Genomic DNA, 23,265 nt, shown 5'->3' with positions numbered 1-23,265 from the left:
GCAGACCCGCTGATTGCAACGTGCGCTGGCAGCTCACAACGACGCGTGGATCATCTGCTGCAGCACTTCGGACTGCGCTCGCGCAGAGTGTCTTCTCATAGGCCGAGCGTCATAGCTCCAGATGCAGCGGCGCTGTCCCGGCGGCAGGGACGGCACAGCAGATCAGTGCTTCACCGACGGGGACCTGAAACTCCGGCGGCTGAGCGTAGGTCACCGCGCCTTGCAGAATGTTGGTGCGGCAGGTGCCGCAAGACCCGCCCCGGCAGCCGAAGGGGGGCGCCAGGTCGCGCTGTTCGGCCAGGTCCAGCAGCGAGCCGTCACCTGGATTCCAGCGGGCTTCCTTGGTCGAAGCCATGAACATCACCGGTACTGACTCGCTGGAGATCGGCGCCAGCTCCATCACTGGCGCCGTGTTGCCCATAGAGCGTTGCAGACTCGACGGACCAAACGCTTCGGCGTGGATGCGCGAGTCGTTGATATCCAGTGCCCGCAAGCCGTCATACATCTGTTGCATGAACCCTTGCGGGCCACAGAGATAAAAATCGTAATCATCGAACGGCAGCAGCTCACGCAGCAGACCGACGTTCAGCCGACCCTCCCGCTCGTAATCCACCCCGTGTTCAGCCCCTGTGACGTCACTCAATGCCCGCACGTAGCGCAGCTTGCCCTCCGAGGCGGTGGCGAGGGCGGAGAATTCTTTGTGAAACGCAAGCTGCGCCTTGTTCGACGCCGACTGAAACACCCATGTAGGTCGGTGGTACCGGGTACGCTTGCCCTCGTGAACCAGATGCCGCGCCATCGCCAGTGCCGGTGTCACACCCACGCCTGCCGCGAGCAGCACCACCGAGCGGCGGACCGTGGCGTCGACGGTAAAGACGCCCGCCGGGGCGCGGGCTTCGATCAGATCGCCGACCTGCAGGTTGTCGTGCAGGTGCGTGGAAACCACGCCCTCACGTTTGACGCTGATGCGCAGCACATCGTCTGTTGGCGCGCTGGACAGCGTGTAGGTACGCACCACGGGTTTGCCTTGCCCGGCGATGGAGAGGCGGATCGGCAGATGCTGTCCGGCCAGGCGCGCAGGAACACCCACGCCATCATCGGGCAGCAGGTGGAATGAACGAATGGTTTCACTCTCCTGGACGATGTCGACAACCTTGTACGGACGCCAGCTCTGTTGCAGCGCGGCCGCCTTCAGCCGCATGTCCATGTCTTCCCAGCTGCCCGTCATCAGCACGTTAGGCGAAGTGCCGTTTTCCATGTCCACCCAGCGCAACGGCAACCCGCCGGGGCGTCGTATCACCCGCTCGGGGAAAAAACGCCACATGCGCTCTGCGCCGATAAAGGCCAGGGTTTGCGCGGAATCGAGAATGACCTCGGTGCGCCCGGTCATCTGCAGCAGGTCGCCTGTGCGCATGTCGACAAAGACCAGGCCCGCCCGCGGGTTGATCAGCATGTTGCCGAGGGTGTTGAAGAACAGATTGCCATTGAAGTCCGGCACGGTCAGCGCGCCGTTTTCGTCGACGCTCACGAACCCGGGCTTGCCGCCGCGATGGGAGACATCGACCTGACACTCACCGTCACGCACGACGTATGAGGCGACGTAGAAGGAATCCGCAGCGGTTATCGTTGCAATGTCCTGTTCGTTCAAAGCGGCGGACTGGCTGACTTCGCCCGGCGGCGTATCGTCGAAGGCGTAGCGGCGAAGATGAATGTACCGCGGGCAATTTCCGTAGGATTGCGTCGGTTGAATGTCGAAGGCGACATCACTGCTGCGACGCACGACGCCATTGAGCCGGTTGCGACGTCGGGTGTGCAGTTCCATACCGAGCATGCCGATGCCGTCACCGTCCTCCATCCCCGCATCTGCCGGGTCCGCCGTTTCCCGAGGCAGGTCGAGGACCAGCCGCCGTGGATCGGGCGACTGCATGAAGCCCGGTTGTCCGGCGCGCAGCGTAGCCCATGGATTGCCCTGCGGATCGACGCTGCCCAGCACCACGAAAGGTAACTGGCAATAGAACTCGCGATGCTGGTCAGGTAGCCAGTCGCGGGCCATCTGCTGCTGACCGGGTTTGACCATACGTTCGACTGCGCCGACGCTGCGTTGCAGCCGTAACTCGCCTTCGTGCCAAGGCGACAGTTCGATTTCTTCCGTGGGTGTGTGCATGACGACCATCTCGGCGAGGTGATGAGCCATCCTCCTGCAATGGCGTGGCGGGCAGAATATCTCTCTGCCTTAATTCTGCGTTTCACTGGGTGAAATGATCACCGGTTAGCGATAAAAAGCGCCGGCCCGAATGACCAGGGTATGGATCGACGTGCCGCAAGCCATGTTGGAGGGGTTACCAGCCAGGTCACTATTGCAACGGATGAAATGCTGGATTGTAAACGCTGGTAATTCCGCAGTGTGGCGACGGAGTGGACACTGGTGCCATCGACGCAGCTACCTGAACCCCCACGTTGTTATCGCGCGAAGGCGTCATTCGCAACGAGGTCTTATTCGGAGAATTTCATGGAATTCCTGCTCTATCTTGCCCTTGGCGCATGTGCCGGTGTGCTCGCCGGCCTGTTCGGCGTCGGCGGCGGCCTGATCATTGTCCCGGTGCTTGTTTTCAGTTTCACGCTGCAAGGTTTCGACAGTTCGGTATTGACCCATTTGGCTGTCGGCACCTCACTGGCAACGATCATTTTTACGACCATTTTGTCGGTGCGCGCGCATCATCGTGCCGGGGCCGTGAAGTGGAGAATATTTGGCTGGATGACCATTGGCATTCTGATTGGCGCGGTGCTGGGGTCAGTCACCGCCAGCCGCATTGCGGGGCCCACTCTTCAGAAAATCATTGGTGTGTTCGCCATTGTGATGGCCATCAAAATGGCGTTGGATCTCAAGCCTAAGGTCAGCCGCGAGATTCCGGGCAAACGCGCGTTGGCCGGTGTCGGCGTCCTGATCGGCTGGGCGTCGGCCATCTTTGGAATTGGAGGGGGCTCATTGACTGTGCCGTTTTTGACATGGCGCAGCCTGACGATGCAGCAGGCCGTGGCGACCTCCGCCGCCTGCGGGTTTCCCACAGCTATCGTGGGGACGATCAGTTTCATGGTGCTGGGTTGGCATGATCCGTTATTGCCAGAACACAGCCTGGGATTTGTGTACCTGCCAGCGCTGATCGGCATTGCGCTGACCAGCATGTTCTTCGCTCAATTCGGCGCGAAACTGGCACACAGTCTGTCACCTAAAATGCTGAAGCGATTGTTCGCTTTGATGCTGGTGGTCGTGGGTATCAGTTTTCTTGCCTGAACTGTCCTGTCCACCTGCCACCTGCCTTGAAGGGTGCATGAACCAGGAGGATGCTGGCATGGGTCTCAGTCAGCCCTGAACTTGTCTCTGATCGTCCGGTGGAAATGCTCCACCAAAAAGTCGACAAAAACACGGGTCTTGGCAGGCAAGGCTTTGCGGGCAGGAAAATAGACGGATACCGAACCCAGGTCCACGTACCAATCCGGCAATAATCGCGTCAACTCTCCGTTTTGCAGCCATGGCCAGGCGCGATCCACGGGCACCAGCGCCACGCCATACCCCATCCGGGCGCAACTGCACAGCGCCTCTGGGTCGTTCATGATTGCAGCCGGCTCGAGATTCAAATCGAACGTCTCCCCAGCGCTATTACGCAGCGTCCAGGAGCGCAGCCTGCCGGTGTCCGTTGATCGCATGACAACACCGGGCTGCCCCTGTAAATCCGCAGGTGTCAAAGGCAGCGGCCGGCCCTTCAGCCATTCTGGCGAGGCAACCGCCACAAGATGGAGTTTGGCGATCTCCCGCGCGACAACCCCCGGGGACAACTCCATGCCTCCGCCAATGGCGACGTCGAACCCATCACCGATCAAGTCAACCCGGCGGATTTCCAATTGCCAGTCCGGTATCACCGCGGGGTAGCGTTGTTTGAAGAGTTTAAGCATGGGGAGGAGGTGATCGTATGCGAGGGAAGGTGCCACGTTCACCCGTAAGCGACCTGCAGGAACGTCGCGAGAAGCGCCCAGGTGAGCGATTGCTCCCTGAATGGTTTCCAGACTGCCGCGGACTTGGGAATAAAACGCCTCACCCGCTTCCGTCAGGGTCAGGCTTCGCGTGTTCCGGTGGAATAGACGGGTCTCGAGCCTGGTCTCCAGGCGGGCTACATTTTTGCTGACTGCTGCGGCGGAGACGCCCATCTGGCGAGCCGCCTCGGAAAAACTGCCCGCTTCTGCAGCGCGAACGAATGACTCGAGATTCCCTAAGGGCTCCATGAGGTGCTCCAACATTTGGTTGAAGCTGATTCTACCTGTTGAGGACTAATTCATCCCCGGAATTGCCTTCATAGTCCGCCTGTACTTGCTAACCACACAGGCGAATGAGATGAAAAAAATCCTGGTCACTGGCGCTACGGGCCGCCTCGGCAGTGGCGTTCTAGAGTGTTTGATGCAACGCAGCGCGCCAGCCAATATCGTGGCGCTTGCTCGAGACCACCATAAGGCACAAGGGTTGGTCTTGAAGGGCATAGAGGTCCGTTACGCTGACTACAGCAATTACGACACCCTTGTGAGCGCTTTTGAAGGTGTAGACACCATCTACATGGTGTCGGCGGTGGCGTTCACGGACCGGACGGCCCAACACAAAAATGTCATTGACGCCGCGCGTTTTTCCGGCGTTCGTCACGTGATCTACACCAGCATCCAGCGCACCAGTGATGATCTCTGTCCTATTGAAGGCGTGACCGACAGCGACATCGCGACGGAAAGCATGCTGGAAAACTCAGGTATGTTCTTCACCATCGTCAGGCACCCGTTGTACGCCAACGACCTGCCCATGTTCATCGGCGCGCAGGCAGCACTCGAAGGATTTTCTTGCCCTGCGGGTGATGGCCGGATCGCGCTGGCCTGTTATCAGGAACTTGCCGAAACCGGTGCGGTTCTGTTGAGTCAGGACGGCCATGAAAATCGTCGATATTTGCTGAACAGCGGGCAGGCCTGGTCGTTCAGCGACATCGCTGAAACACTGTCGGGCCTGACGGGGAAACCGATTACCTATGAATCGATTTCCTCTCCCGCCTTCATGCTTGCGCGTGAACGGGAAGGTTGGCCTGCGCACGTGGCTCAGTTTTTGAGTGGTTGGTACGCCGCGATCAAAGCAGGCGCATTTGACGAGAGCAGTGGTGCACTTGAAGAACTGTTGGGGCGCAAACCAAAACAGCTCGAGTCGCTGCTCAAAGATGCCTTTGGCCTTTAGGGCTTGGCTCTGCTGCCGAACCCGATTTCTGATGGGAGGAGAGGGCAAGAGCGGCCCGTGTTCTGCGACGAACGCCTGCTACAGAAGGGCTGAGCAGGCGAATACACCGAGCGGGGACATTATCCTCGTTCTTTCATAGGCAGACGCTTGATCGAATACGCCCGCTTCTCATCCTCGGAGTTGTAATACACGTTCTGCGTCGTGCTGAGGCTGTTGTGTCGCAGGTCGACCTGCAGGTCCTTCATGTCCCGATGGGGGGCGTCGAACGTAGCCGAGGTGTGTCGTAGCCAATGAAGTGAGGCCGCGCGCAAGCGGGCGACGTCTTCATCGGACCAGCCTTCGGCCTGCATACGCCCGAGTGCGCGGTCAAAGACCTCCTGCAGCAATACCCGGATGTGCCGGTCTGACAAGCCTGCCCGACCTCGCTGGGTTGCAATCAGCGGCGTGGTTTCGCGAAAGCCGGGAAGCGGCGATAAACCTTGATGCACGCGCCAGCGCTTGAGGTAGTTCTCGACGTAGTCATCCCGCACACTGATTTTGCCGGCTTTGTTGCCTTTTCCGACCACGTGATACCACCAGTTTCCGGCACCGTCCTGTCGCAGATCGCCCATGCTCGGCGTCCAGTTGTCCCGCCCGACCAGGTCTGAAACGCGCAGATACATCGCAAAAATCGTCGCCACGATGAACAGCGTTCGCTCATATCTATCATCCTGAGCCGCCATCTGTTCCGCGGTTTCCAGCACGAAATCCCACTGCAATGAGGTCAGAATGCGGGTGTCTTGATCGCCGGTCGTGCGCTGCTTGTATTTGCTCTTCTGTTTAACGGCCCTGAAAGGATTGTGCTCGCAGAAACCTTCATCGATCGCATGCTGAAAAAAGCTTCCGCAGACTGCGAAAATCTGTGCGATCGAGCCCTGTGCAGGCTTGTAATGTTCCTGAAGGAGAGGGCGGCTTTCCTCCGCGGCGCGCTTGCGCTCCTCCTTGGACGCGCACTGGCTGAACGGCTTCCAGTTCTCGTTCAAAACAAAGGTATCGGTGGCGAGCTTCTTGCGCGCACCCAGCCTCGTAAATCGGGATTTGACGACTGGCCCGATCCAGGCAGGATCCGGCGCGAGGCAGAACTCCAGAAACGCTTCGGCATGGGTGCGGCGCATGTCCAGCAGGGGGACGTGCGCTTTGGTCAGTGTCCAGAGCAATAGCCGTTCGACGTGGGTTCGATAGGAGTTGAAGGTGGATTCGTTACCGGCGTACGACTTCAAGAAGCTGCGTACCGCACGGTAGCCTTCGAGGGCCTGTATTTCAGCGGGAAAGGCCATCAAATAGTCAGTGACGGCCGGCAACTCTTGTTTGAGCGAGCTGAAGTTGAGCTCACCAAAGCGGGCATAGGTTTCAAACAACGGATGCGGTGTCGAAGGCGCTGGCATGGGGATCGCTTGGCGGGCATTGGCGGAATGCCGCGTATGATCCTTTTCAGGGCATTGAGATGCAACATCCGGGTCTGACGGCTGCCAGATATTGCATTAAGGTAAAAGATGCCTCATCAGCCCTTGATCCAGGATCTGGTCTCAGGCCAGCATCGACAGCAACCCGCCTTGACGATCCAGTTTTGCCAGGTCGTCCAAGCCGCCGATGTAGGTGTTCTCGATGAAAATCTGCGGGACGGTCCTTCGTCCACTGCGTTTGATCATTTCTTCACGTTTGGCCGGTTGGGTCTGAACGTTGATCTCTTTCATCGAGATGCCCTTGCTGGCCAGCAAGGACTTCGCGCTGCGGCAGTAGGGACAGGTTTCGGTGGTATACAGCGTGACAGTCTTCATACCGGGTCCTCTGTTTTGACTGCGCTCACGCCTCGATGGCTGGGAAGTCGATATCCGTCAGCGCGACGTTGTTCAGGTAGTTGGTCAGTGTCTGCGAGGCAACGTGGGCGATCACTTCGATGATCTTGGCGTCGTCAATACCGGCCGCGCGGGCCACTGCGATTTGTTCGCTGCTCAGGTGACCGCGGGTTTCGGTGATCTGGCGGGCGAGCAGGGCATAGTTGTCGAGCTTTCCTTCACGGGCACTGAGGATCTCTTGATGGCTGAACCCGGTTTTACCTGCGAAGAATGTGTGGGCGGCCAGGCAGTAGTCGCAACCGTTAACCTGGGAGGTGGCGAGGGAAATCGATTCCTTCTCCTCAGCGTTCAGGGACGTTTTGCCCAGCGCAGCAGAGCTTTGTACATAATGGGTCAGTACGGCTGGGGCGTGAGCCAGTACCTGGAACACATTGGGCAAGAATCCGATTTTCTTTTGCACGCCTTCCAGCAGTGGGCGGGTGGCATCGGTGGCGTTTTCAAGGCTTACAGAAGTCATGCGGGTCATAATGATTCTCCAGACATTCAGCGCGGCATGCGCTGGGTATGGGGTTCATGCTATAGGCGGTCGCTGGTTAAATGGATGCACATCAGCGTTAATATGCGACCAATCGTCCAAAGTGTAAGCGAGGGTGTTGATGGATCGTCTGTCTACGTTGCTGGCTCGTTTCGGTGTCAATGCCGGAACCTTTTACAGCGGTGCGTTCTGCGGTATCTCGGCCTTCGACGGGGACCAGACCTGTGGCCATCTGCATTTGGTTCAGTCAGGCGAGGTCCTGTTGAAGCTGGCCGATGAGCGCGAGTTGTCGATCACTGAGCCGACGCTGATTTTCTTCCCTCGGCCTTACCGCCATCGCTTGTTTGCCAAAGAGGGCTCGGGGGCTCAGTTGGTGTGTGCATCGCTGGACTTCGATGGCGGCTCGGGCAATGCGCTGGCAAGGGCGTTACCGGACCATCTCATACTCAAGCTGAACGAAATCCCGACCATGGCGAGCACCCTGGACTGGCTGTTCGCCGAGGCTTTTGATGATGTTTGCGGTCGTGACGCGGTGATGGACCGTTTGTTCGAGCTGTTGGTCATCCAGTTGCTGCGCCACATTCTGAGCAGCGGTGACCAGCAACCGGGAATGATGGCCGGTTTAGCCGATGCGCGTCTCTCAAAGCCCATGAGTCTGATGCACGACGCGCCGGGAAAAGCCTGGACGGTGGCTGAATTGTCGGTGGCTGCCAACATGTCGCGCGCCAGCTTCGCCGAGCATTTCAAGCGAGTGGTGGGGCAGGCGCCAGCTGACTATCTCGTGAGCTGGCGCATCAGCCTGGCGCAGAAGCTGCTGCGTGAGGGCAAGCCCATCGCGCTCATTGCAGAGGAAGTGGGGTATGAAAGTCCCTCCGCACTGGCCCGCGCATTTCGCCGAAAAACCGGTGTCAGCCCTCGGGAGTGGCGAGGGTGAAGCCTGTTGCTCAGGCCTGACCGAACGCAGAAGGTGCCGTTCGTGGTGAGCTCAAAGGAACGTATAGCTGTAGTTGAAAATCACCCGCGTCTGGTCGGTGTCGGCTAACGCGGAGCCGTCACTGCGGTACGTGCCGTGGCGGACCGTGGTGCCAAAGCCTTTGAGCGGCCCGTTCTGGATCACATAGTCGACCCTCATGTCCCGCTCCCACTCCTTGTGGTCGCTCCCGTTTCCAATGTCCTTGATGTCGTCGCCTCTGAGGTAGGAGATCGACGCTTTCAGGCCCGGTATACCGATCTTTGTGAAATCGTACGCATACTGCCCGAAATGGGTCTGTTCTCCGGCGCGGGAGAAGTTTGCGACAATGGCGTCCGTAAAGAGGTAGAAGCCCGTCCCCCCATTGCCCTCCGGACGATTGCGCCCATCAACGACGTTGCCTTGGTTAAGCCAGACGAACCCACCGTCATCGCTGACACTCTCGTGGCCGAGCATCAGGGAATGCCCGCCGAGCGTGTAGGTGAACATGGCGCTCCAGGTTTTGTTATCGACCTCGCCGGGATTTTTTGCGTAGCCCCCATTGTTGTTGAATCGATACCCGACGTCGCCGTTCTTGCCGTCTGAACGGCTGTCGAAATAACGCAGATCGGTTTTGAACGACTGGTCGGCACCCAAGGGCAGCACGTGCACCAGGCCCAGGAAACTCTGCTTGTAATAGTTCTCGAGCCGGGCGAAATAGTATTGAAGGGTGAGGTCCTTCGTGGCTTTCCAGTCGGCGCCTGCAAAGCGGAAATCGTTGGAGTCCTTGGTGCCGCCGGCGACCGCCAGGCCAGTAGGGTTACTGGTGGCTCGCCCCGAGGATTGATCGATTTTACCGGCAGTGAGTGTCAGCCCCTCGATGTCTTTGGAGGTGATGATGCCGCCGCCAAAATTCTGATAGACCAAGCGCGAATCCGTGGCGAGCAATATCGGGAGACTGGGCGTAAAGATATTGCCGACCCCCAGCTCGGTTTTAGATACGCGCGCTTTTAACGTGCCACCTGCCCGACTCCAGGAGTGAACCGCCGAGCCGTCCGAATCACTGGGGAAAAAGGTGTTGGCGTCCGGGTGATGTCCTTTTCCTCCGTCCAGATGGACGGCGACCAGGGACGCAAGGTCCACACCGAAACCCACAGTGCCCTGGGTGAAGCCGGAAATAAATGCGAATTTAAGGGCCGTCGCCGTTTCACGCTGGTCAGCCCCTCCATCTCGATTGTCGTTTGAGTAATACATGGTTCGGGAGCTGACAGACGTTTGGCCGTCTTCGAGGAAACCATGGTTTTTCGTATCAGCGGCCGTCGCGCCTATAGAGAAACCAGCGAGAATGATCGCGGCGGGCAGGGTCGTTCTTTCCATAAAAGCTCCCGAGGTGTCGGCGCTCGTTGAAAAATGACCCACCCACCTATCTTTTCTAAAATTGACCCGATGCGGATCCCGGATTGGGGCTGGCCACCGGTATTGAGCGTAGCAGCGGCGTGCTGTCCAACCTGGCGGGACGTGCTACCGAATGGCGGAATACTGCATGACGTTTTCGACAAGAATTGCACGTGAGTGAGCACCCGTGCGGGGTCAATACCGCTCTGACGTCCTGACGTAGGGTGGAATGCTGAAGCACGCAATCAGAAAGAGTCGGGCTTGCCCGCACATGTCATCGAGACTGTTTTCCGCTTCTCCCATCCCAACGGTTGCTGCTCAACCTTCGGGTAACTTAGGACCCGCCACGGCGTCTCTAACCACGGCGACTTTAAACAACGGTTTACGCAGCTGCAGGCTCAGTTCGCTCACCTGAGGGCCGAACAACTGATGAGGGGAATAGATAAACGTTTTGTCGGCCCTGGTGGTCACCGATCATTCCATTTAATGAAATGCTGGATTGCGATTATTGGTGATTCCGATGTTTCTGATGCGCAGCGATGATGGGCCCCAAACTATTAAACGGTTCGCACTCAAATAACACCTGGCGTGCGTGATGTCCCTGAACGCGATCACGTTCTAGTGTCCTATTTGGTCTGGTGAACCGGTCTTTCCTGTTGTGTGCGGTTGCCGCCAGTAAGGTTTCAACGCATCGCTGCAAACCCAGTGCCTGTCGCAACCCTCTTTATTGCGTTTTTTTCAAAGATCCAAAGATGCTCCACGGACGGTCATGTCCACGGCAATGGATCCGTTCATCAAGGGCACACGTTGAGCAGGACGACCTGCGCAGCTGCACGGATGCCGTTCCCCCCCACATCAATCGCTGTCCTCTTACCTGACAGGGTCGCTCATGGATCGCTTTCAAGAGATGCAGATATTCACGGCGGTTGCAGAGGAAGAGGGGTTTGCCGCGGCAGCCCGTCGCCTCAATATTTCGCCACCTAGCGTCACGCGGGTCATAGCGGCAATGGAGGAGCGGATCGGCACGCAATTGCTGGCCAGAACCACTCGCAGTCTGCATCTCACCGAGGCGGGGCAACGCTATCTGGAGGATTGTCGGCGCATTCTCGGCGAGGTTGATGAGGCTGAAGAGGCGGCTGCCGGCAGTTACTCGATACCTTGCGGTCACCTCACCGTAACGGCCTCAGTGCTTTTTGGAGAGCTTTACATAGCCCCCTTGCTGGCGGGGTATCTTGATCAGTTTCCTTCGGTACATCTCAACGCGATGCTGGTGGATCGCGTGGTGAGTGTGCTCGATGAAGGCATCGACGTCGCCGTCAGAATCGGACACCTTCATGAAAATACCTTGCACGCCATCAAGGTCGGTGAGGTGAGGCAGGTGGTATGCGGGGCTCCGTCGTACTTTGATCGCTACGGCCGTCCTGGCCATCCCGGGGAGCTGGGTTCGTTAAATATTGTGATGTCTTCTGCCAGTCATCTTCTCAGCGACTGGCAGTTTGTGAACGAAGGCAACGACCTCAGTTTTCGTTTTGAACCCCGCTTGGTCGTAACTGCAAATCAAGCCGCGATCAACATCGCATCCATGGGCTGGGGGATCACCCGAGTACTGTCTTATCAGGTCGCAAGTCAGGTCGCTGCCGGAGCACTGGAGATTGTTCTTCAGGATTATGAACCGCCACCGCTGCCGATTCAGATCGTCTACCAAAAGAGTCATCGGGTGCCTGCAAAGGTCCGGACTTTCGTAGAGTTTCTGGTGGAGCGGCTGAGCAGCGATGCGGCGCTTCAACCGTACATCGAAGGTTCGTCCTGATGGATCGTTACCATGAAATGCTCATGTTTGAAGCGCTTTCAGAGCGACCCAGCCTCGCGGCAGCGGCTCGTCGACTCAACGTTTCCGGTCCCACCGTCGTCCGCGCGGTTACACGGCTGGAGGCGCGTCTGGGTGTGCCATTGCTGCAACGAAGCACCCAAGGGGTTGTGCTGACAAAGGCAGGCGCTGCATTCATGGCTGACAGTTCGAGGATCCTTAGGGAAGTCGAAATGGCGGAGGCGTCGGCTAAAGGGCTGCATGTTCAAGCACAGGGCAATCTTACGGTGTTGCTACCCTTGCTTTTCAGCCGTTATGTCATGACCTCGTTGTTGGCGGGATACATGGATGCGTATCCGCAGGTCAAAGTCTTCACGCACTACGATGACCGTTTTCCCAACATGAACGAGGAGGGCATCGACGTTGCAGTGCTCGTGGGGCATCTGCCGAACTCATCGTTGGTGGCGCGCCAGGTGGGCCACGTCCGATCCATCGTTTGCGGCAGTCCAGGCTATCTTGAGGCTCACGGCGAACCCGCCATTCCGGAGGACCTCAAGCGTCACAAGCTGATTGGCACCCAAGCTTCCCGGGGCAGCGTGCATTGGGATTTTCAAGACCAAGGCCAATATAACAGCATCAAAGCGCGGTCCAGGCTCAGCTGCGCTACTGTCCAGGCGGCCATCGATGCCACGGCTCACGGCGCAGGTCTCACACGCTGCCTGAGCTATCCGCTTTACGAGTATTTTAATAGCGGACGCCTGCAACGTATCTTGCAACCCTTTGAGCTGCCGGCGTTGCCCATCCAGGTGGTTTATCGCGAAAGACGCAAAGCTTCAATGCGCGTGCGCAGCTTCGTGGACTTCATGGTGGAGGGTCTGCGCGAGCATCCGGCGATGCGGCCAGATGCTCTTTGAACGCTCTTGCGACTGATGGGAGAGGGCAGGTCAGTTGATCACTTCGCCATTGCCGCCGATTCGATCAGCTCTGCGACGACCTTGGGATTCGACACCATCACCACGTGCGATGCACCTTTCACAGCCACTGCCTTTTTAGCGTGTGCGCGTTGTGCCATGAAGACCTGGGCCTGGGGCGGAATGTTCTTGTCTTTATCACCCCAGACAAACCATGACGGGATGGTTTTCCAGGCAGGCTCGGTCGATTTTTCATTGAGGGCAGCCTCGGTGACCGGGCGCTGTGTGGCAGCCATTAATTTAGCGTCGGCGTCGGACACATCCGCGGCGAACTGGGCATGGAATTTATCCTGCTGAATGTACAGATCCTTACCTCCGTCAGCGAGAGGGACCGGGGCAGCCAGGGTCGGGCCCAGCGTACCGCCGGGGAAACGTCCGGACAGATCGGCGGTTGACTCACCGGCGTCTGGTGCTACGCCCGCGACGTACACCAGCGCTTTGACGTTGGCATTACCGTAGGCCGCCTCACTGATGACTGGACCACCATAAGAGTGCCCCACCAATACCACCGGAGTTTTGATGCTCGCCAACAGGTCGGCGACCGAGCTCGCATCACCCTTCAGGCTGCGCAGTGGATTGGAGGCGGCGATGACGGGGTAGCCGTCCTTTTCCAGGATTTTGATCACGCCATTCCAACTGCTGGAATCGGCAAATGCGCCGTGGACCAACACCACCGTCGGCTTGACTGAGTCAGCCATGGCTGCGGCACCGCTGGCCATTGCAGCGGCGAAGGTAAGACCTGCGAGTAGCTTTTTCATCGGGTTTTCCTGAAAGCGAGGAGGAGTGACGGGATCATTTAAGCGGGCTGCTGTATCCCGTCTGTGTTCAGCCGGACGGCTTAATGTGAGGAACTGTATCAGGGGCGGAAGCGGCTAAGAACCGACACAAAACACACCGCGGTATTTCAATTGATGAAAGAGTGGATTCCGTTTTCTGGTCGTTCTCCCCGGTGGTTTTAAAGCGGAAGATGGCCTCACTTGATCAGCGAAATCCACTCAAAAATGCGGAGGCTCATGCCGATGAAACGTGTACTCATGCTGCTCGCTAACGGCGTTGAACCGTTGGAGATGGCCGCCTTTACTGACGTACTGGGCTGGGCCGATCTACTCGGCGATCATCCCATCGAACTGGTCAACGCCGGCCTTCGCAGAAACATCGTCACGACGTTTGGCCTGTCTCTCAATCCCAGCTTTCTGCTACAGGATCTGGACATCAGCCGCTTCGACGCGCTGGCCTTGCCCGGCGGTTTTGAACCCGCAGGGTTCTATGAAGAGGCGCTGAGCGAACCCTTCTTGTCCGCGATCCGACATTTTGTAGACGCAGGAAAAACCGTTGCCAGCGTCTGCGTTTCATCCGTGTGCCTGGGCGCCGCCGGCGTACTGCGCGGCCGGCATGCGACGACCTATCACCAAGAGGGCGGGAAACGGAAACAGCAACTGGTCGAAACCGGCGCCCTTTTTGTTGACCGGCCGGTGGTCGTAGACGGCCGGATCATCACCTCCACCGGCCCAGGCACAGCCACGGAAGTGGCGTTTCAGTTACTGGAACAGCTCACCAGTGCCGACAACGCCGCTGTTGTCCGCAAGAAAATGCGTTTCGCAACGCCCGACCGCAACTGGTATGAGACCCCACAGGTCCCGTAACGCAACCCCGGGTTTTACCGCTCGCTTGAGGCTGAATGACAATGCTTGCGTGCGGGTAGATCGCAATACGGATGAGTAACAGATGGGTTTTTTGTTTATTTCATCCAGAGGGAAAAATGATGCCCCATGAAAGCCACACCGTGGATTATTACGACTGGCCAACGGCAAATGGTCTTTCGCGCCTACGCCAAAGGTGAAGCGATTCGTCCCGCGTCTCTGGTGGATGCGGAAAGAAGAATACTCAACGGACTGCCCCCCATTTGAGGGCAGAATGTTTGATCGTCGATTCAAAAACCAGAACGGCGCGGTCATGCCCCAGCGCCCGAGCAGGAGCGTTTGTGATGACTTGGAAAATGCTGATGTTTTCTGCGACTGCCATTGCGATCGGCGGGGTGGCGGGCCTCTCTGTGATTGTAGAGGCTGATACACCCGCCGCCACGGCTGAAGGCTCGCCCGTCTTTGGCGTTACGCTGCCGCCTGGTTACCGCGATTGGCAGTTCGTCAGCATTGCCCACGAGGAGGGTGACAAGCCTGATATTCGGGTCATCCTCGGCAATGACATTGCCATGAGGGCGTTCAGGGAAGGGACGCTTCCATTCCCGGATGGCGCCTTCATCGCGCGATTGGCCTATAAGTATGAGTCCTCCGCACGAAATAACGCCATTTTTGGACGGGACCAATCATTCGTCGCGGGCGAGCCTACCAACGTTCAAATTGAGGTGAAGGACTCGAAACGATATGCCGGCACGGGTGGATGGGGGTACGGCCAGTTCGAGGATGGAAAGCCCAATCCGAGCGGAAAAGTGGTCAATAGCTGCTTTGCTTGCCACAGCAAGTTGCCACCAGCGACGGACCTGATTTTCACCACCTATTCCAAGTGACCGGACGCTACACGGGTTAGGGAATCTTCCGATTACCGGGTCTCGATGCGAAGGGAGGACCTGATGAAGTCGGAGAGGCCCATGTGGTGTCGCCCAGCGATCAAATAGTGTTGTCCTGTTGGGCCATCTTCCCCAGCACCAGGTCCATAAAGGCGGCTGATGCCGCGCTGTGATAATTATTCTTTCGTCTCAGCAGAGCAGCTCCGCGTTGAGGTGCCTTATCCTGCATCACCAGTTTGCTTAACGCTCTGTCCTGCGTCGCGATCGGCTCCGGAAGAATGGTGGCGACCCGGGTGTGTCGAATCACTTCTAACAGCGTGTTGACCGAGTTCACCTCCACCACGATTTTGGGGGTGATGCGGGCCTTGGTGAAGTACTCGTCAATGCAGGTTCGAGTGGCAAAATCAGGCGTCAGCAAAGCGAAATCCAATTGCGCGACCTCGTCAGTCGTCAAGGCTGTCGGGTGGTCGTACAGCGGGTGATCACGTCCGACCATCAACCCCAACGTTTCGACAAACGCGGGAATCGACTCGATGTCTGCGTTCCTGACTTCGTCAAACGCAATGGCGATGTCCAGCGAGTCGTCGGCCAGCCCCATCTCGATATCGTCCATCGACAATTCGAAAATTTCCAAGTGGATATTGGGAAAGCGTCCGGCGTAATCACGCACAATCGGCCCCACCAGATAGGCCATGAAGGTCGGCGTCATCGCGAGTCTCAAAGTACCCCGTGAAAGGTCCTTCACGTCGTGCAATGCCCGTTTGCCCGCCGCCAGTTCGACGAGCACTCGTCGAGCACACTCGATGTACGCCTGCCCTGCATCGGTGGGGGTGACGGTGCGCGATGTACGATCAAACAGGACGACGCCGAGCATCTCTTCGAGCTGACGAATCTGTTGTGAAAGGGTGGGTTGAGAAACGTGGAGCACTTCGGCCGCGCGGGTGAAACCGCCATTATCGGCGACTGCCAACAGATAACGCAGGTGTCTCAACAGCATCACATTCACCGTTCAGGGAGGGGGCATACGCCTATCAGTGTATATCGCAGCGTAAGCCTGTACTTCGTGATGTCGCAGCGTGATGGGGAATTGCATCGCAACTGACCACATGCGAATAGCCGGTAGGGATCAGCTTGAGAGCTGTTGGTTTGGAGGTCATGCGATTAACTGGAATCGAGACGCGGGGGCATCACCTGCGGCGCGTCCAGCCAGCCCGGACGAGTAGGTTCGCGTTTTCTTCGCTTCGGGTTCTGATCAGTTTTGTTGTTTCGCCAATGCTCATCTGGTGTCTCATGCAGAGAGTTTTGAAGAGAGATAGCCCTGAGCCTGCTTGACCACATCCCGAGCAGTGCGGGTTACGCCGATCAAGGTAGCAGACGCAAGTCCCGTCCAGTCGCCGTACCCCACCAGCCACAGATTGGGGCAGTCCACACTCCGGTTCTCAGTTACCGCGACTCTGTTGTCCTCTCCCACGATGCCGAGGCTTTTCAGGTGGCCGAGCGCTGGAGAAAATCCAGTACACCAGATGACGGCGTCTACCTTCGTCTCGCTCCCTGATGGCCACACCACGCCCGTTGGGGTGAATTGCACGAACGGACGTACCGAGTTCAATACCCTTCGGTCGCGAGCCTCTTTCACGGACGGCACCATTACAATGTCACCCAGACCACCTTGGGCTTGGGGCGGCTCAAGGCCCGCTTGCAGCGCCTTCAACCTAGCGGTGGCACGTTCGAACAACGCACGACCATCAACCTCATCGGGAAGAAACTGTGGCGGCTCTTGAGTCACCCAGACAGCCTGAGACACTTTCGAAACCTCAGCGTAGATCTGGGCACCGGAGTTGCCTCCCCCGACCACGAGAACCGTTTTTCCTTCAAACCCTGTTGGGCCAACGTATTGGGCGGAGTGCAGCTGCTGCCCCTTGAACAGCGCTTGCCCTGGATAAGCGGGTATTACCGGTCGGCTCCAGTTGCCTGTGGCACTGATGACCGCCTTGGCATCCCAGGAACAATCATCCGAGAAGACGCGCAGTCCATCATCGATTTTTTCAACATGAGTCACCCGCGTTGAACGCCTGATGGGAAAGTCGTAGCGGCGCTCATACTGGGTCAAGTAATCGATAACATCGTCCCGGCTGGGAGTACCGTCGGCAACGGCTGGCATTGGCCAACCAGCAATGGAACTCCATGCAGAGGGTGAAAACAGCCGAAGCGAATCCCACGCGTGCCGCCAGGCTCCTCCCGGCGCGGGCTCCGCATCAAGCAACACATAGGACAGTCCCGTTCGCTTGAGAAAGTACGCGACGGTGAGTGCGGATTGGCCGCCGCCGATAACCACAACATCCAGCTTCCGACTCTGACTCACCGCCGTGCTCCTGTAGCCGCTGTAAATCGCCGCGAAGACTCAGACTTTACGTCCATGCTCATCGATAACGACCTGCCCATCCTCTTTGACGAAACTGCCGCGTTGCGGTTGTGGAAGCAAGTCGAGGACAGCTTCCGATGGACGACACAACCGTGTGCCCAGTGGTGTCACCACGATAGGGCGGTTTATCAGGATGGGATGCTCCATCATGGCATCAACGAGCTGTTCATCGCTCAGTGATGCGTTGCCCAGTCCCAACGCTTCGTAAGGGGTGCCCTTGATACGCAGCAGGGCTCGCACCTCAATACCCATGTCCTGGATCAGCCTCACCAGCGTGGCGCGATCAGGTGGAGTTTTCAGGTATTCGATGACGGTCGGTTCTTCTCCGCTGTTGCGGATCAGTTCCAAGGTGTTTCGAGAGGTGCCACATTGTGGGTTGTGATAGATCGTGATCTGGCTCATACAATTCCCTCGTCCAGGCATTAAATGGAACGCTGATTGACGCGCTTGGATAACTCTTCGGCGGACTCTTTACGCTCGGAATAGCGATCAACCAGGTAGTCCTGACGATCCCGCAACAGCAGCGTGAACTTCATCAGTTCTTCCATCACGTCTACCAGCCGGTCGTAGTACGAGGATGGCTTCATACGGCCTGCCTCATCAAACTCGGTGAATGCCTTGGCGACGGAAGATTGGTTTGGGATGGTGAACATCCTCATCCATCGTCCCAGTACCCGCAGCTGATTGACCACGTTGAAAGACTGCGAGCCTCCGCAGACCTGCATTACCGCAAGGGTTTTCCCTTGCGTAGGTCGTACAGCTCCCATTGCTAGCGGAACCCAGTCGATTTGCGCCTTGAACACTGCGCTCATCGAGCCGTGCCGCTCAGGGGAACACCACACTTGTCCCTCTGACCACTGCATCAGCTCACGCAGCTCGGCCACTTTAGGGTGGGTGTCGGGAGCATCATCCGGCAGCGGCAGACCTGACGGATCGAAGATCCTGGTTTCGGCGCCAAACTGCTCCAGAAGACGTGCGGCCTCCTGTGTGACCAATCGGCTGAAAGAGCGCTCTCGTGTCGAGCCGTACAGGAGGAGGATTCGAGGTTTGTGGATCGACAGGGACGCCGGGGTCAGTCGCTCCAACGACGGGATATCGATCAGATCGGCGTCTACGTTCGGCAATGTGTCTTGCATATAAACTCCTACGGCGGCGCCCAGCGGGGCGCTGCCTCGGTTGATCCTCAAAGCGAACCGATGCGGTTCAGTTCGGCTTTGAGCTGGTCAGTACTCATGGTCTTTAGCGGCAGGGCAAGAAATGCACTGACACGCTCGCGAATCTTGGCGAGCGTGGATTCAAACGCGCCTGTAATCTCGGCTTCCGATCCGTTGGCCTCGGACGGGTCGGCCAAGCCCCAGTGCGCCTTCAAGGCTGGCCCTAAGAAGATAGGGCACGCTTCACCCGCAGCCCGGTCACAGACGGTGATCACAATGTCTGGAGGCGAGTCTTCAAAAGCCTCCGAAGCCTTGCTGCTCAAGCCCGCCGTCGAAATACCTGCCGCCTCCAGCGTTTGTAATGCCCGTTGATTCACCCGACCACTGGGAAAACTTCCAGAGCTGACAGCCTCTACTCCTTCAGGCGCCAGGTGATTGAAGAGTGCCTCCGACAGAATGCTGCGGCAGCTGTTGTGGGGGCACATGAACAAGACTTTCATCAGACGATTCCTTGATTCAGAAACTGAGGCGCAATGCCAAGGCGGATAAGGTGGCAATGAGGATCGGTAGGGTCAGCACAATGCCGGTCTTGAAGTAGTAACCCCAACTGATCGTTATGTTCTTGCGTGCCAGCACGTGCAGCCACAATAGGGTGGCCAGGCTTCCGATTGGAGTGATCTTCGGGCCCAGGTCGCAGCCGATGATGTTGGCGTACACCATCGCTTGCTGGACGACGCCATCGACCTCGGCGGCATGAATGGACAAGGCGCCTACCAGAACGGTCGGCATGTTGTTCATGATCGAAGACAGCAATGCTGTTAGCAGCCCAGTGCCCAAGGAAGCGCCCCAGACACCGTACCCCGCGAATACGTTCAGGATCTGCGCGATATGGTCAGTCAGGCCGGCGTTCTTCAGGCCATAAACAACCAGGTACATACCCAAAGAAAAAATCACCACCTGCCATGGCGCCTCTTTGAGTACTTTGCCTGTGTCGATGGCGTGTCCACGAGCTGCAAACACGTAGAGAATGAGCGCGCACACCGCCGCAATAGCGCTGATGGGCACACCCAAGGGTTCAATGACAAAGAAGCCGATCAATAGCAGAGCCAACACCCACCAACCGGCTGCAAAGGTAGCGCGGTCGCGAATGACCTCGCTCGGCATCTGGAGTTGGTTGAGATCGTAGGTCTTTGGCATGTCTCTGCGGAAAAACCACATGAGCATGGCCAATGTGGCCGCCACGCTGACGAGGTTCACAGGCACCATGACGGACGCGTATTCGCTGAACCCGATGCCGAAGTAGTCAGCAGAGACAATGTTGACGAGGTTGGACACCACCAATGGCAGGCTTGCCGTGTCAGCGATAAATCCGGCAGCCATAACGAAGGCCAAGGTAGCAGCGGGTGAAAACCGCAACGCGAACAACATCGCAATCACAATTGGGGTAAGGATCAGGGCCGCCCCATCATTGGCGAACAGGGCCGAGACGGCAGCGCCCAGCAGAATGATGAAGGCGAAGAGCTTACGCGTGCTACCGGCGCCCCAACGAGCAACATGCAGCGCGGCCCATTCAAAAAAACCTGCCTCATCAAGCAGAAGGCTGATGATGATGACGGCAATGAAAGTTGCCGTGGCATTCCAGACGATATGCCAGACCTCAGGGATGTCTCCGAGACTGACTACCCCGGTCACCAGGGCGAGCACTGCGCCGAAGGTTGCGCTCCAGCCCACACCAAGACCCTTGGGTTGCCAGATGACCAGCACGATGGTTGCGATGAAAATCAGTACGGCAAGTAGCATTTCAGAAACTCTATTCGGGCGCAGATCAGTTACAGACGGCCTGGTTGACAGGACGGCCATTCATGTCGCACAGACGTTTGGCTTCGGCTTCCAACCATTGCTGGTTCGCGTCCACAACCTCTTTCAGGATTGCTGTAACCCACTCGGGCAGCTCGGGATGCAAGCGGTAGTACACCCATTGGCCCTGGCGACGATCCATCAGCAAGCCTGCTGAGCGAAGCAGCGCCAGGTGGCGAGAAATCTTGGGTTGGCTCTGGTCGAGTGCAGCGGTGAGTTCGCAAACGCACAACTCGCCCTCATTGACGATGAGGAGCGTGATCTTGGTTCGAGTGTCATCGGCCAGACACTTGAACAACGAGGTGGGGGTCATAGGCTCTGTCATAGATCCTCCAGATGTTTGGTCTTGACCAATACGAAAAGCTTGATGCGTTCATGGATGTCATGAAGCGTATGGCGAATTGATTGGGGCGGACATGGTGATCTCACTCACATTCGGAAAATCGAATATACGTAATGTCGAATATTTGATAAAGCATATGTGCTCGATATCGCCGCCATCTTGCCTGCCCGGGCGGTTTAGCGCTCAGACTGCCGGATGACTTTTCACCGGAAGGCGAAAGCTGATCGCGACGCAAACCGCGAGTAAGCAACGAGCAGGGAAGTTCGGGGCCGAGGACTCGGGAAGCAACTGCTTCAGGCTTTGCTCAAGGAAGCAGAGGCCCATGGGTTCTGGAAAGTCCTCTCGCGGATTTTCGCGTCAAACCACGCCAGCCTTGCCTTGTGCGAAGCAAGTGATTTTCGCCAGGTAGGCATCTACGAGAAACACGCCTGTCTGGAAGGTCTGTGGATTGACTGCGTCATTGTCGAAAAGCTCTTTCCTGCCAATCAAACAACCGACGCACTCGCGGCTGCACCCATAAGGGCTGAAGCAGGTGGTCTCAGCGGTTGCTGATGACTTAGGCTGTTGTCCTAGACATCCCATCTACCGCACCGCGACCACTTCATCTGAGCATTCTGACCACGGGGCCGTGGCTGTCCAAAACTGGGCGGGGTCTTGATCTCACGAGTGATTGACGAGCGTACGCAAGGTCACGAATTCCTCGGCTGAGGTGGGGTGTACACCGATGGTTTCGTCGAAGAGGCGTTTGGTCGCGCCGGCTTTAAGGGCAATGGCCAACCCCTGGATGATTTCCCCGGCATCCGGGCCAACCATGTGTGCACCCAGCACTCGGTCCGTGTGGGCATCTACCACCAGCTTCATCAGCGTTCGCTCGTTGGACTCGGTCAAGGTCAACTTCATCGGCCGAAACCGGCTCTCATAGGCTGTCACCTTGTGCCCTTGGGCGACAGCCTCTTCCTCGGTAAGGCCTACGGTGCCGATGCTGGGCTGACTGAAGACGGCGGTCGGAATATGTCGATAATCCACAGGACGATACAGTTCAGGTTTAAACAAACGGCGCGCGATTGCCGTGCCTTCTGCGGTCGCCACTGGGGTCAGTTGTACGCCGCCGATGACGTCTCCGATCGCCAGGACCGAAGGTTCACGCGTCTCAAAATGTTCGTTCACTGCGACATAACCCGCATCGTTTAGCTCGACGAAGGTATTTTCCAGGCCCAGATGCTCGAGCATCGGCCGACGACCAGTCGCGTAGAAAATGCTGTCGGTTTCCAACTGGCGCCCATCATTCAAGGTCGCGAGGAGACTTCCGTCCGACAGCTTGTCGATCTTGACGATGTCAGTATTGAAGTCCAGCTGCAGACCGTTCTTGATCAACTCCTCGGCCAGGTGAGTGCGCACCGAGTGATCAAATCCTCGCAGGAACATCTCGCCGCGATACAGCAGGCGCGTATCGGCACCCAGCCCGTTGAAGATGCCTGCGAACTCAACCGCGATGTAGCCACCACCCACTACCAGCACCCGTTCAGGGAGGCTTTGCAGAAAAAATGCCTCGTTGGACGTGATCGCGTGTTCACGGCCGGGAATGTCCGGGACCGTTGGCCAGCCGCCGGTCGCGATCAGGATACGCTCGGCGCTGAATATCTGACCGTTGACTTCAACATGGTGCGCATCGGTGAGACGGGCATGACCTTCCAGCAGGGTGACACCGCTGTTGGCCAACAACTTGCGATAAATATCATTGAGCCTGTGGATTTCACGATTTTTATTGCTGATCAACGTGGCCCAGTCGAAGTGTGGATGAGCGGTTGACCAGCCGAAGCCTTGTGCCTGCTCGAAGTCATCCGAGAAATGCGCCCCGTAAACGAGCAGCTTTTTCGGTACGCAGCCGACGTTCACGCATGTGCCCCCCAGATAGCGGCTTTCCGCAACCGCGACTTTGGCGCCGTAATCGGCAGAAAAGCGTGCAGCACGAACCCCGCCAGATCCTGCGCCGATTACAAACAAATCGAAATCATAAGTCATTTTAATTCTCGTACTGGGTTAATGACCTGAAGCTGTTCAAAGGGTGTAAAACGGAACTCGACGCGCGCATTAATGCCGTGTCAGTTTCACCTCCAAACGCGGTTCGGAGAATGGGCAAAGAACTCATAACTCTATTCAGCGCAATGAAACAATCTGAGTGTGGGACCCGCGCCTGAATCCCGTGACGACCTCTG

General features: G+C 57.6%; 23 protein-coding genes and 2 pseudogenes. 8 read left to right on the top strand and 17 right to left on the bottom strand.

Going from position 1 to position 23,265, the window contains the following annotated elements:
• Positions 1-109: 109 nt before the first annotated feature.
• Positions 110-2,194: a 2Fe-2S iron-sulfur cluster-binding protein gene (locus AB4N84_RS25360; protein WP_460043765.1), complete on the bottom strand. Its 2,085-nt coding sequence runs from the start codon at positions 2,192-2,194 to the stop codon at positions 110-112.
• Positions 2,195-2,509: 315 nt separating this feature from the next.
• Here AB4N84_RS25360 and AB4N84_RS25355 point away from each other — a divergent pair, with 315 nt between their 5' ends.
• Positions 2,510-3,292: a sulfite exporter TauE/SafE family protein gene (locus tag AB4N84_RS25355; RefSeq protein ID WP_074750741.1), complete on the top strand. Its 783-nt coding sequence runs from the start codon at positions 2,510-2,512 to the stop codon at positions 3,290-3,292.
• A 65-nt stretch (positions 3,293-3,357) separates the two neighbouring features.
• Here AB4N84_RS25355 and AB4N84_RS25350 read toward each other — a convergent pair whose 3' ends face one another.
• A complete protein-coding gene (locus AB4N84_RS25350; protein WP_460043763.1) occupies positions 3,358-4,278 on the bottom strand; it encodes a LysR family transcriptional regulator in 921 nt (306 codons plus the stop codon).
• Between the two features lie 109 nt (positions 4,279-4,387).
• On the opposite strand from AB4N84_RS25350, the gene AB4N84_RS25345 reads away from it, so the two are divergent.
• Positions 4,388-5,257, top strand: coding sequence for an SDR family oxidoreductase (locus AB4N84_RS25345; protein WP_460043761.1), 870 nt, complete (start codon positions 4,388-4,390; stop codon positions 5,255-5,257).
• 119 nt (positions 5,258-5,376) lie between these two features.
• Here the strand turns inward: AB4N84_RS25345 and AB4N84_RS25340 are convergent, their stop codons facing one another.
• From AB4N84_RS25340 to AB4N84_RS25330, 3 genes are all read right to left on the bottom strand, one after another.
• A complete protein-coding gene (locus tag AB4N84_RS25340) occupies positions 5,377-6,681 on the bottom strand; it encodes a tyrosine-type recombinase/integrase (protein ID WP_460043759.1) in 1,305 nt (434 codons plus the stop codon).
• Between the two features lie 141 nt (positions 6,682-6,822).
• Positions 6,823-7,074, bottom strand: coding sequence for a glutaredoxin 3 (gene grxC, locus AB4N84_RS25335; RefSeq protein WP_074750747.1), 252 nt, complete (start codon positions 7,072-7,074; stop codon positions 6,823-6,825).
• A 25-nt stretch (positions 7,075-7,099) separates the two neighbouring features.
• Positions 7,100-7,618: a carboxymuconolactone decarboxylase family protein gene (locus tag AB4N84_RS25330; protein WP_074750749.1), complete on the bottom strand. Its 519-nt coding sequence runs from the start codon at positions 7,616-7,618 to the stop codon at positions 7,100-7,102.
• A gap of 130 nt (positions 7,619-7,748) precedes the next feature.
• Between AB4N84_RS25330 and AB4N84_RS25325 the strand changes: the two genes are divergently transcribed.
• Complete coding sequence (locus tag AB4N84_RS25325) at positions 7,749-8,561, top strand: AraC family transcriptional regulator (protein WP_074750751.1); 813 nt, start codon at positions 7,749-7,751, stop codon at positions 8,559-8,561.
• A 51-nt stretch (positions 8,562-8,612) separates the two neighbouring features.
• Here the strand turns inward: AB4N84_RS25325 and AB4N84_RS25320 are convergent, their stop codons facing one another.
• Both AB4N84_RS25320 and AB4N84_RS25315 read right to left on the bottom strand, forming a co-directional pair.
• Positions 8,613-9,953, bottom strand: coding sequence for an OprD family outer membrane porin (locus AB4N84_RS25320; RefSeq protein WP_460043757.1), 1,341 nt, complete (start codon positions 9,951-9,953; stop codon positions 8,613-8,615).
• Between the two features lie 336 nt (positions 9,954-10,289).
• Entirely contained in the window at positions 10,290-10,442 is a 153-nt protein-coding gene (locus AB4N84_RS25315) for a hypothetical protein (protein ID WP_460043756.1), read from the bottom strand.
• 418 nt (positions 10,443-10,860) lie between these two features.
• On the opposite strand from AB4N84_RS25315, the gene AB4N84_RS25310 reads away from it, so the two are divergent.
• Both AB4N84_RS25310 and AB4N84_RS25305 read left to right on the top strand, forming a co-directional pair.
• On the top strand, positions 10,861-11,781 hold the full coding sequence (locus tag AB4N84_RS25310; RefSeq protein WP_460043755.1) for a LysR family transcriptional regulator: 921 nt from the start codon (positions 10,861-10,863) through the stop codon (positions 11,779-11,781).
• On the top strand, positions 11,781-12,692 hold the full coding sequence (locus AB4N84_RS25305; protein WP_460043754.1) for a LysR family transcriptional regulator: 912 nt from the start codon (positions 11,781-11,783) through the stop codon (positions 12,690-12,692). The genes AB4N84_RS25310 and AB4N84_RS25305 overlap by 1 nt, the downstream gene beginning before the upstream one ends.
• Before the next feature lie 38 nt (positions 12,693-12,730).
• On the opposite strand, the gene AB4N84_RS25300 is transcribed toward AB4N84_RS25305, so the two are convergent.
• A complete protein-coding gene (locus AB4N84_RS25300; RefSeq protein ID WP_460043752.1) occupies positions 12,731-13,507 on the bottom strand; it encodes an alpha/beta fold hydrolase in 777 nt (258 codons plus the stop codon).
• Between the two features lie 219 nt (positions 13,508-13,726).
• On the opposite strand from AB4N84_RS25300, the gene AB4N84_RS25295 reads away from it, so the two are divergent.
• The gene (locus AB4N84_RS25295) at positions 13,727-14,392 is read left to right on the top strand and encodes a DJ-1/PfpI family protein (protein WP_460043750.1); all 666 of its coding nucleotides are present in this window, start codon (positions 13,727-13,729) and stop codon (positions 14,390-14,392) included.
• 341 nt (positions 14,393-14,733) lie between these two features.
• Entirely contained in the window at positions 14,734-15,273 is a 540-nt protein-coding gene (locus AB4N84_RS25290) for a cytochrome P460 family protein (protein ID WP_460043749.1), read from the top strand.
• A 100-nt stretch (positions 15,274-15,373) separates the two neighbouring features.
• Here the strand turns inward: AB4N84_RS25290 and cynR are convergent, their stop codons facing one another.
• From cynR to AB4N84_RS25250, 8 genes and pseudogenes are all read right to left on the bottom strand, one after another.
• Entirely contained in the window at positions 15,374-16,270 is an 897-nt protein-coding gene (gene cynR / locus AB4N84_RS25285; protein WP_460043748.1) for a transcriptional regulator CynR, read from the bottom strand.
• A 291-nt stretch (positions 16,271-16,561) separates the two neighbouring features.
• The gene (locus tag AB4N84_RS25280) at positions 16,562-17,635 is read right to left on the bottom strand and encodes an ArsO family NAD(P)H-dependent flavin-containing monooxygenase (RefSeq protein ID WP_074750766.1); all 1,074 of its coding nucleotides are present in this window, start codon (positions 17,633-17,635) and stop codon (positions 16,562-16,564) included.
• A gap of 39 nt (positions 17,636-17,674) precedes the next feature.
• Positions 17,675-18,097: an arsenate reductase (glutaredoxin) gene (arsC, locus tag AB4N84_RS25275; protein ID WP_074750769.1), complete on the bottom strand. Its 423-nt coding sequence runs from the start codon at positions 18,095-18,097 to the stop codon at positions 17,675-17,677.
• A gap of 20 nt (positions 18,098-18,117) precedes the next feature.
• On the bottom strand, positions 18,118-18,831 hold the full coding sequence (gene arsH / locus AB4N84_RS25270; RefSeq protein ID WP_460043746.1) for an arsenical resistance protein ArsH: 714 nt from the start codon (positions 18,829-18,831) through the stop codon (positions 18,118-18,120).
• A 47-nt stretch (positions 18,832-18,878) separates the two neighbouring features.
• On the bottom strand, positions 18,879-19,349 hold the full coding sequence (locus tag AB4N84_RS25265) for an arsenate reductase ArsC (protein ID WP_460043744.1): 471 nt from the start codon (positions 19,347-19,349) through the stop codon (positions 18,879-18,881).
• Between the two features lie 16 nt (positions 19,350-19,365).
• The gene (locus AB4N84_RS25260; RefSeq protein ID WP_460043742.1) at positions 19,366-20,649 is read right to left on the bottom strand and encodes an arsenic transporter; all 1,284 of its coding nucleotides are present in this window, start codon (positions 20,647-20,649) and stop codon (positions 19,366-19,368) included.
• A gap of 25 nt (positions 20,650-20,674) precedes the next feature.
• The gene (locus AB4N84_RS25255; protein WP_460043741.1) at positions 20,675-21,031 is read right to left on the bottom strand and encodes a metalloregulator ArsR/SmtB family transcription factor; all 357 of its coding nucleotides are present in this window, start codon (positions 21,029-21,031) and stop codon (positions 20,675-20,677) included.
• Positions 21,028-21,117, bottom strand: a pseudogene (locus AB4N84_RS25250) (arsenate reductase ArsC); the annotation flags it as partial. The pseudogene AB4N84_RS25250 and the gene AB4N84_RS25255, both read right to left, overlap by 4 nt.
• A gap of 187 nt (positions 21,118-21,304) precedes the next feature.
• Here AB4N84_RS25250 and AB4N84_RS25245 point away from each other — a divergent pair.
• Positions 21,305-21,601 (top strand): annotated as a pseudogene (locus AB4N84_RS25245) (N-acetyltransferase family protein); the annotation flags it as partial.
• A gap of 108 nt (positions 21,602-21,709) precedes the next feature.
• Here AB4N84_RS25245 and gorA read toward each other — a convergent pair.
• Positions 21,710-23,071, bottom strand: a complete 1,362-nt coding sequence (gorA, locus tag AB4N84_RS25240; protein ID WP_460043740.1) for a glutathione-disulfide reductase — start codon at positions 23,069-23,071, stop codon at positions 21,710-21,712.
• Between the last annotated feature and the right edge of the window lie 194 nt (positions 23,072-23,265).

Source organism: Pseudomonas sp. S2_H01 (genome assembly GCF_054668305.1).
This window is presented reverse-complemented; position numbering and strand designations above follow the sequence as displayed.